At 70.7% G+C, this 8,902-nt stretch carries 7 protein-coding genes and 1 pseudogene; all 8 read left to right on the top strand.

All coding sequences use genetic code 11. The features are described 5' to 3' along the window. Positions 1-8: 8 nt before the first annotated feature. A pseudogene (locus ACN27F_RS02925) lies at positions 9-200 on the top strand (MbtH family protein); the annotation flags it as partial. A 370-nt stretch (positions 201-570) separates the two neighbouring features. Beyond that, positions 571-1,749 carry a glycosyltransferase family 9 protein gene (locus ACN27F_RS02920; RefSeq protein ID WP_421431006.1) on the top strand — a complete coding sequence of 393 codons (1,179 nt, stop codon included), beginning with the start codon at positions 571-573 and terminating at the stop codon, positions 1,747-1,749. Beyond that, the gene (locus ACN27F_RS02915) at positions 1,739-3,364 is read left to right on the top strand and encodes a carbamoyltransferase C-terminal domain-containing protein (RefSeq protein WP_421431005.1); all 1,626 of its coding nucleotides are present in this window, start codon (positions 1,739-1,741) and stop codon (positions 3,362-3,364) included. Before ACN27F_RS02920 ends, ACN27F_RS02915 begins: the two co-directional genes overlap by 11 nt. Then, the gene (locus ACN27F_RS02910) at positions 3,361-4,668 is read left to right on the top strand and encodes a coproporphyrinogen-III oxidase family protein (protein ID WP_421431004.1); all 1,308 of its coding nucleotides are present in this window, start codon (positions 3,361-3,363) and stop codon (positions 4,666-4,668) included. The genes ACN27F_RS02915 and ACN27F_RS02910 overlap by 4 nt, the downstream gene beginning before the upstream one ends. 30 nt (positions 4,669-4,698) lie before the next feature. Continuing rightward, complete coding sequence (locus ACN27F_RS02905) at positions 4,699-5,667, top strand: aspartyl/asparaginyl beta-hydroxylase domain-containing protein (RefSeq protein ID WP_421431003.1); 969 nt, start codon at positions 4,699-4,701, stop codon at positions 5,665-5,667. Continuing rightward, complete coding sequence (locus ACN27F_RS02900; RefSeq protein ID WP_421431002.1) at positions 5,664-6,149, top strand: hypothetical protein; 486 nt, start codon at positions 5,664-5,666, stop codon at positions 6,147-6,149. The genes ACN27F_RS02905 and ACN27F_RS02900 overlap by 4 nt, the downstream gene beginning before the upstream one ends. Beyond that, a complete protein-coding gene (locus ACN27F_RS02895) occupies positions 6,146-7,123 on the top strand; it encodes an aspartyl/asparaginyl beta-hydroxylase domain-containing protein (RefSeq protein WP_421431001.1) in 978 nt (325 codons plus the stop codon). Before ACN27F_RS02900 ends, ACN27F_RS02895 begins: the two co-directional genes overlap by 4 nt. Continuing rightward, positions 7,120-8,874: a carbamoyltransferase gene (locus ACN27F_RS02890; RefSeq protein ID WP_421431000.1), complete on the top strand. Its 1,755-nt coding sequence runs from the start codon at positions 7,120-7,122 to the stop codon at positions 8,872-8,874. The genes ACN27F_RS02895 and ACN27F_RS02890 overlap by 4 nt, the downstream gene beginning before the upstream one ends. Positions 8,875-8,902: the final 28 nt, after the last annotated feature.

Below are 8,902 nucleotides of genomic sequence, written 5' to 3'. Positions count from 1 at the left end.
CCCAGACCATGGAACCGGATGAGCAGATCTACCGGGTCGTGATCAACGACGAGGAGCAGTATTCGATCTGGCCCGTCGACCAGGACCTTCCCGATGGCTGGCGGCCGTCGGGGATGACCGGTGTGCGGCAGGAGTGCCTGGCCCACATCGACGAGGTATGGACCGACATGCGGCCGTTGAGCCTGCGTCGTCACATGGCCGAGCACGCCGACGACCCGTACGACGACGACCTCGCCACGCCGGCGGACGAGGGACCGTCCCTGCTGGACCGGCTCTGTGCCGGTCCGCACCCGGTGGAGGCGGTGCCCCGTATCGAACTCGGTCCGGCCGCCTTCAAGGAGGCGCTGGACCGTGGCTACGTGTTCGTCCGCTTTCCCGGCACCGTCGGCGGCACCGAACTCGGGGTACGTGTCGATGACACGGCCACCGACCGGTCAGCGGCGGACTTCACGGCGGGCACCGGCACCGTCCATCTCGTCGGCACCCTGAACCTCGACTTCGAGGATGTCCGGTGCGTGGCCGACATCGACCTGGCCACGTTCACCGGCCAGGGACAGCTGGAGCGTGTCGTTGAACCGTGACGGCGCCACCGGCACGGGAGCGGTGCCGCACACCGCTCCCGCCGACCGGCGCGTCTGCGTCTTCGCTCAACTCCACCTGCCAGGGCTGGGCGACCTGCTCCAACGCAACATCCTGCTGGAGGTGCTGCGGCGGACCCGGCCGGCTGCCGAGATCACCCTGGTCGTCGGGGAGGGACTGCACCGCCGCTTCGCCGAACCGCTCCACCGGCACATGATCCTGACCGACGTCCTGATCTGTCCCGATCCGACGACGACCGACGAGGGCCGCTACGACGAGTTCGTGCGGCAGTTGGCCGACCGCCGATTCGACCTGTGCGTCGTCGATCCCGGCTCGCGGGTACTCGATGCCGGCCATGCCCGCCGGGCGGACATCGGCGTACGGATCGGCCTGCCCCGAGGGCTTGCGTCCGATGCGGACCTGACCCGTCGTGTCCGGCTGCCGGCCCGCCCGGACCGCTGCGACCTCCATGACTTCGCGTGCGCCTTCGCCGGCGCGCTCGGCGGCCCCCGGCCGTGTCCGGAGGAGGTGGTCCCCCCACTGCCGGTACGGCCCGAACCGGTGGCCGAACTGGCGGCACCCGCCCCGCGCGTCGGCATCCATCCCGGCGGCCAGCCGCACTGGAACCGCCGTTGGCCGCTCGCCCGGTACGAGGCGCTGTGTGACCGGCTCGTCGACGAACTCGGGGCCAGCCTGTACCTGCTCGGCACGGCGGCGGAGCTGCCGGAGCTGACGGCGTTGCGCGATCACGTGCTGGCCCGCCGGCCGGACGCGGTCGTCCACCTGGATGTCGACCATCCGCTCAACCGGACGGCCAACCTCCTCACCGGGCTGGAGGTCGTGGTCGGCAACGATTCCGGTCTGGCCCACGTCGCCGCGGCACTCGGCGTGCCCACCGTCGTGGTGTACGGGCCGACCGGCACCGAGGCGCTGTGGTCGCGTGTGTACCCCCGGCACCGGGGTGTCTCGCTGTACTACCCGTGCCAGTCCATCACGCACGGGGTGGACGAGGTGGCCGGGCGGCGCTGCGCGTACGACTGCGTCGTGCCGTACCGGGGGCCACGGTCGTCGTACCCCCGGTGCCTCACCGACCTCGACGTCGACCAGGTGTGGGCGGCGACGACGGACCAACTACGTGCCAACCAGAGCGGAGCACGGAATGGACGGTGACCGGTCCCGACCGACCCGGGTGATCCTGTCGATCAACTACAACCACGACGGCTCCGGCGTCGTGCTGGTCGACGGCCGAATCCGCGGCTACCTCACCACGGAGCGGTTCTCCCGCCTCAAGAAACATCCCGGCCTGCGCGAGGAGGACCTGGAAGAACTGCTCGCCCAGGCCGGCGTCGACCTAGCCGACGTCGACCACGTGTTGCTGTGCAACCTGCACAACATGGATTCACCCGACATCCGGACACTGCACGGCTCCGATCTGAAACACACCTGGTTCGAGTTCTGGGTCAACCAGACCAACACGGCCGTGCGAATCCGCGGTCGCCGCATCCCGTGCACCGTCAATCCGGACCACCACCTGATCCACGCCGCCGCCGCCTACTACACCTCGCCGTTCGAGTCCGCCGTGGCACTGGCCATCGACCCCACCGGCTGCCGGGCCTTCGTCGGCCGGGCCCACCGGCTCCAGCCACTGCTGGTCGACTTCGACGCCTGGTTCAACGCCAACATCGGCTACTGCCAGGTCGCCAACCTCCAGTTCGGGTCGGCCATCGTCGGTGCCGGCAAGGTCATGGCACTGGCACCGTACGGTCGCCCGCCCGCAGGGGCAGCCGCCGAGGCGGCCGACGTACGCACCTTCCGGCAGCTGGTCACTCTGGCGGACAAGGACCCCCGGATGGTCACGGTCGCCGGCCGCGACCTCAACGCCACCCTCGCGTTCTATATCCAGCTCGGCCTCGAACGGCAACTGTGCACGGTCTTCGAGCAACTCGCCGACCACGCCGCCCGCACCGGCGTCGAGCCGGCCATCGCACTGTCCGGTGGCACCGCCCTCAACGTGGTCGCCAACGAACTCGCGTTCCGACGTTCGGGGTTCGAGCGCATCCACCTGCATCCGGCCTGCGGCGACGACGGCACCGCGATCGGCGCGGCGCTGTGGCACTGGCATCACGTACTCGGGCATCCGCGCCGCGGGTACACGGCGGCGGAACTGATGTACGCGGGCCGGGAGTACCCGGAGCCGGCGATCCGGCGAGCGCTGGCCGAGCACGCCGATCGAATCGCCGTCGAGTCGACGGGCGACTACATCGCGCGGACCGCCGACCTGCTGGCCGCCGGCGAGGTGGTCGGCTGGTTCGACGGGGCCGGTGAGGTCGGTCCGCGGGCCCTGGGCCACCGCAGCATCCTCGCCGACCCCCGAGACGCGGCGACGCGGGACCGGATCAACGCGACGGTCAAGTTCCGGGAGCACTTCCGGCCGCTCGCGCCGGCGGTGCTCGACGAGCACGCGGTGCGGTGGTTCGGGATCCGGGACAGCCCCTTCATGCTCCGGGCGGCCCCGGTGCTGCGCGGCGGCGTCGACGCGGTCACCCACATCGACGGCACCGCCCGGCTGCAGACCGTGGCCCGGCGGGACAACCCGGCCTACCACGACCTGATCCACGCGTTCGCCGCCCGCACCGGTATCCCGATGGTGCTCAACACGAGCCTGAACACGAAGGGCGAGCCGATCGCGCAGACCCCGTCGGACGCCCTGCGCACTTTCGTCGAGGGCGGCCTCGACCGCCTGGTCATGCCCGGGTTCGTCGTCGGCCGCCGGGGTGCCCGATGACCGGGCCGGCGGCCTCCGGCGGCGGGCCGACCCGTCGGATGCCGGCTGCCAGCCTGCTGGCCGCCGTCGCGGAAGTCGCGTCCGCCCGGTCCGCTCCGCCGCTGGAGCTGTACGTCAACGTCCCGTTCTGCGCCACCAAGTGCCACTTCTGCGACTGGGTCGCCGACGTGCCGACGCGTCGGCTGCGTACCGACGGGGCGGGGCGGCGACCGTACCTTGACGCGCTGTGCGACCAGATCCGGTTCTACGGCGCTGTCCTCACCAGGCTCGGGTACCGGCCACATGTCATGTACTGGGGAGGTGGCACCCCCACGCGCCTGGCGCCGGACGAGATGCGCCGGATACACCAGGCCCTGGACGACTCGTTCGACCTCTCGGAGCTGGTGCAGTGGTCGATGGAGACGACTCCGAACGATCTGACCGACGAGAAGCTGACCGCGATGCGAGACCTGGGAGTCGACCGGGTCAGCGTCGGAGTGCAGTCACTCGACCCCCGCCAGTTGCGCCGCGCCGGCCGGGGTCACGACCCGGCACAGGCCATCGCCGCGGTCGACGCCCTGCGCCGTGCCGGGATCGACAACTTCAACATCGACCTGGTCAGCAGCTTCCCGACCGACACCGACCCCGCTGACCTGGCCCGCACCCTGGAGGCGGTGCTCGCCCTGGATCCGCCGCACGTCTCGGTCTACCCGTACCGTGCCACCCCCCGGACGGTGATGGCGATGCAACTCGACCGGAATATCCTGCGTGCCTGGGACCGCGACTCGATGATCGGTTCGTACGAGCTGGCGATGGGCATGCTCACCGACGCCGGGTACCACGAGTACTGCCACGGATACTGGGTCCGGCACGCCCGGCACGAGGACATCGACGGGAACTACAAGTACGACCTGGCCGGCGACAAGATCGGCTTCGGCAGCGGAACGGAGTCGATCCTCGGCCACCACCTGCTGCTCAACGGCAATGCCGATCACGCCGGCTATCTGGCCGCACCGCGCGAGTTCGCGCACGTCGAGAGGTTCTCGCTGGCCCACCCGCAGCGGCTCACCGCCCTGGTCGGCGGTGCCCTGATGACCAGGGAGGGCATCGACCACGAACGGTTCCACGCCTTGACCGGGCTCGCCTTCGCGGATCTGCGGTGTACCCCGCACTTCGCCGCGTGGCTGGCCCTGCTCGCCGAGTGCGGCGGCCGGTTCGTCGAAGACGACCGCGGCTTCCGGATGGAACCCGCCACCATCCACCGGGCCTACATCACTCACCTCGCCTACACCATGACGCACGGCCTGGCCCTCGGCCGTGGCTGAATCCACGCCGTCCGACCGAAAGGAACACCGATGTCGACGACACCCCGCTGGTCGGCGGCGGTGCGTACCGCCTACAACCGACTGATCGAGGTCCTGGCCGAGGAGTCCGGACCGGACGGCGCCCGCAGGTACGCCGACCTCGCCGTCGCCGAAGGCATCTGGCGCGACCCCCTGCAACGCCCCGAGCACTACCTGCCGTCACTGCCCCCGCGAGCCGTCCACGATCCGGCCGACTTCTGGTTCTGCCGCTACCTGGAGGAGAACTACCACCTGATCCGTGCCGAGGTCGACCGCGTCACCGACCCGAGCGGGGCGGGGTTCGTGTCCGCAGACCAGTCGCTGGTCGGCGCCGGACGGTGGGAGGAGATCACCTTCTACGAGGCCGGGCACCGGTTCGCCGAAGCGTGTGCCCGCTTCCCGGTCACCGCCTCGCTCATCGAGGGCATCCCGGAGGCGACCGCCGCCGGGATCGGCGTGGTGACCCTCTCCTGGCTCCATCCAGGCACCCACATCCGGCCACACTGCGGTGGCACCAACGCCCGCCTCCGCGTGCATCTCGGCCTGCGGGTACCCGCAGGCACCCGGATGCGCGTCGGCGCGGAGACCGTCACCTGGCAGGAGGGACGGTGCCTGGTCTTCGACGACTCGTTCGACCACGAAGTGTGGCACGAGGGTGAATCGCCCCGGGTGGTTCTGCTCATGGACGTCTGCCATCCCGCGCTCGACCCCGTGAACCTGGATCTGCTCGTCGCGAACCAGGGCTCGTTCGAGGACCGCGCCGCCGGGTTCCTACGCGCCCGTGGCCTGCGCCGGGTGCAACGCGACGGTGCCGCGGTACGCGCCGACCTCGACCCGGCCACCGCACGCCAGGTGGCCCATTACCTCGACGGGAGGGGCGCCGACTCGGTCGAACTGCGCGATGGACGACTCGTGGTCGGTGCCGGGACACCCGGGGTGGACGGCCGGCACCCGGCGGAACCGGAACGGGAGGGACGATGACCGACGTCGACCGGACCCATCGGGACGCCGACGGGTGGAGCGCCTTCGACCACGCGGCCGGACGCGGTGACCTGGCGCAGGTCGTGCGGCTCCTCGCAGCCGGTGCCGACCCGTACGAGGAAGGCCCCGACGGACAGACCCCGTACGAGATCGCACTGGCAGCCGGCCGTGTCGCCGTGACCGAGGCGATCCGGGCCACGGACGAGCGGGCCCGGCCCTGGCAGCCGTACTGCCGTGCCTATCCCGAGCGGGAACTGGCCAGGTTCGACGACTGGCCGCCGAACCCCGACCACCCGGCCGACGGCGTGCTGTTCCTGCACGACGACCTCACCGTCACCCGTTCGGTCTGGCCCGGTGAACAGGTCGTCTTTGACCGCGTCACCCCGTCCTGGGAACGGTTCTGCCACGATCAGCTCAACTTCGCCGTACCCGACGACCGAGATCTGATCGGACCCGCCGGTACCGAGCAGGAGGCTGGATGAACCCGCGCACCGAGGCGACCGCCCGGGCCGCCGGCTCGCCGGTCCCCGCCGACACGACCGGCCGACTGCGCAAACAGTACGAGAGCCTGATCTGCGACCTGCTCGGCGAAGGACTCACCGGCCCCGCCTACCAGATCGCCGACCTGGCGGTGGCCGGTGGACTCTGGACGGAGCGGCTGCAGCGACCGATCGAACTGCATCCGGTCACCCACCGGTGCGCGTTGTTCGAGCCGGGCGAATTCTGGTTCACGTCCCACCTGCGGCAACGATGGGAGCGGATCCGCGCTGAGATCGACGCCATCGCGGACCCGACCCGAGCCGGCTTCTCCACCGCCGGGCTGAACGGATCCACCGTGCGGGGCGGCCTCTGGCACCAGTTGATGCTGTGGGACCGGGGCCGCCGGTTCGATCGCGCCTGCGAACTGCTGCCGGAGACCGCCGAAGCGGTGTCCGCCATTCCCGAGGCGACAGCGGCCGGCATCGGCTTCGTGATGGTCTCGTGGCTGCAGCCCGGCACCTGGATCGCCCCGCACTGCGGGCCGACCAACGCGAAGGCGCGAACGCACTTCTGCGTCCGTACCGACCCGGACGCACGGATCCGGGTCGGCGACCGGGAACGCCGGTGGGAGGAAGGTGCCAGCTTCACCTTCGACGACTCGTTCGAACACGAGGTCCGGCACGAAGGGACCGTCCCACGGGTGGTGCTGATCCTGGACACCGTCAACCCGTACCTCACCGACCCCGCGGCGGTGGTGCGCCGGGACCAGGCCAACCGGACTGACGAGATGCACAGCTTCATGACCTCGATGCAGCTCGAGCGCATCGCCAGGACCGGCGACGGCGTCGAGATCACCCTGAACCCGGGCATGGGCGAGTTCATCCGCTCCTATATGGACAGCCGTCAGCTGGCATCGGTGGAACTGTACGAGGGCAGGCTCCGGGTCCGGACCACGGGAGGCGGTGGACGCGGATGATCGTGGTCGGGGTGTCGGCGTTCTACCACGACTCGGCCTGCGCGGTCGTCGTGGACGGCCGCCTGGTCGCGGCGGCGCAGGAAGAACGTTTCACCCGGCGCCGGCACGACCGCGACGTGCCGCTGTACGCGTACCGGTCGTGTCTTGCGGAGGTCGGCCTGAGCCCGGCCGACGTCGACGTCCTGGCGTACTACGAGAACCCACGGCGCAAGCTGGGTCGGCAGCTGTGGCTCGCGCTGTCCGGCGACGCCGACCCGCGGCGCATGCCGCGGCTGGACGCGACCCAGCCGGAACGTGAGCTGCGGGAACGGCTCGGGTTCGACGGCCCGTTCCGCACCGTCGAGCACCATGAGGCACACGCCGCCAATGCCTTCTACCTGTCCGGCTTCGAGGAAGCGGCCCTGTTCACCGCGGACGCGGTGGGGGAGTGGACGACCACCAGCTACGGCGCGGGTGACGGCGACGGCGTCCGCATCACCACGCAGGTCCAGTTCCCGCACTCGCTCGGACTTCTCTACAGCACGATCACGGCCTTCCTGGGCTTCTCGGTCAACTCCGACGAGTACAAGGTCATGGGCCTCGCCGCGTACGGTCGTCCCCGGTATCACGACCGCCTGGCCGCGCTGGTCGAGACCGGCCCGGACGGCCAGCTCCGGTTGGACCCCACACTCGTGCGACCGCGCCTGGGCGGCCCGCTCTACCCTGACGCCCTCGTCGCGCATCTCGGTGTCGCGCCGCGGCCACCCGGCGGCGAGATCGACGACACCCACCGGGACCTGGCCAGTAGCGTCCAACTGCTTCTTGAGGACCTGCTCGGGCAGGCGCTGGGGCACCTGCACCGGACCCATCCGTCGGACAACCTCTGTTACGCCGGCGGTGTCGCCCTCAACTGCGTGGCCAACTCCCGGCTCCGCCGCCGCGGCCCGTTTCGCCACTGGTTCGTGCCACCGGCGCCGGGAGACGCCGGATCCGCGGCCGGCGCCGCGCTGCTGGCGCACCACCGGGCGACCGGCGGTCGTGTGGTAGCCCGGCTCGCCGACGCCAGGCTCGGTCCCTGTCCGGGGCGGGGTGCCCTGACCGCCGTGCTGGCGGAGGCGGCCGTGCCGTACGAGGACTATCTCGGCCGCGAGACCGAACTGATCGACCGGGTCACCGACCTGCTCGTCGGGGGCGCTGTCGTGGGATGGCATCAGGGCCGGATGGAGTTCGGTCCTCGTGCGCTCGGCGGACGCTCGATCCTCGCCGACCCTCGCGACCCCGACATGCGGGACCGGATCAACCGGCGGGTGAAGAAGCGGGAGGAGTTCCGGCCGTTCGCGCCCGCCGTGGTCGCCGAGCGCGCGAGCGACCTGTTCGACCTCGATGTCGACTCCCCGTTCATGCTGGAGACGGCGGCCGTCCGTCCCGGCGTGACGCTGCCTGCGGTGTCGCACGTCGACGGTTCGGCCCGGGTGCAGACGGTGGCGAGGGACGTCGCTCCCCGGTTCCACGCCCTGCTCACCAGCTTCGGCCGACGTACCGGTGTACCGGTACTGCTCAACACCTCCTTCAACGTCGCGGGGGAACCGCTCGTCAACGACTCGTTGGACGCGCTGTCCTGCTTCGTCCGGGCCGGACTCGACGCGCTTGTGGTCGATGACGTCCTGATCCTGCGCGAGGCCGTGCCGCCGACCTGGCGCGACCATCTCAGCCGGGCCGCCGACCGGTACGCGCCACGTGTCCACAACGACAGCTACTCGTTCTTCGTCTAGCTACTCGTTCTTCGTCTAGGAGGTGCCC

Source organism: Solwaraspora sp. WMMB335 (genome assembly GCF_049179075.1).
Taxonomy (GTDB): Bacteria; Actinomycetota; Actinomycetes; order Mycobacteriales; family Micromonosporaceae; genus Micromonospora_E.
Note: the sequence above shows the minus strand (reverse complement) of the source record. Positions and strands in the feature narration are given on the sequence as shown.

Coding starts and splice junctions, on each gene's coding strand:
- ACN27F_RS02915 (WP_421431005.1), top strand. CDS start 1,739: ATGGACGGTGACCGGTCCCGACCGACCCGGGTGATCCTGTCGATCAAC.
- ACN27F_RS02910 (WP_421431004.1), top strand. CDS start 3,361: ATGACCGGGCCGGCGGCCTCCGGCGGCGGGCCGACCCGTCGGATGCCG.
- ACN27F_RS02905 (WP_421431003.1), top strand. CDS start 4,699: ATGTCGACGACACCCCGCTGGTCGGCGGCGGTGCGTACCGCCTACAAC.
- ACN27F_RS02900 (WP_421431002.1), top strand. CDS start 5,664: ATGACCGACGTCGACCGGACCCATCGGGACGCCGACGGGTGGAGCGCC.
- ACN27F_RS02895 (WP_421431001.1), top strand. CDS start 6,146: ATGAACCCGCGCACCGAGGCGACCGCCCGGGCCGCCGGCTCGCCGGTC.
- ACN27F_RS02890 (WP_421431000.1), top strand. CDS start 7,120: ATGATCGTGGTCGGGGTGTCGGCGTTCTACCACGACTCGGCCTGCGCG.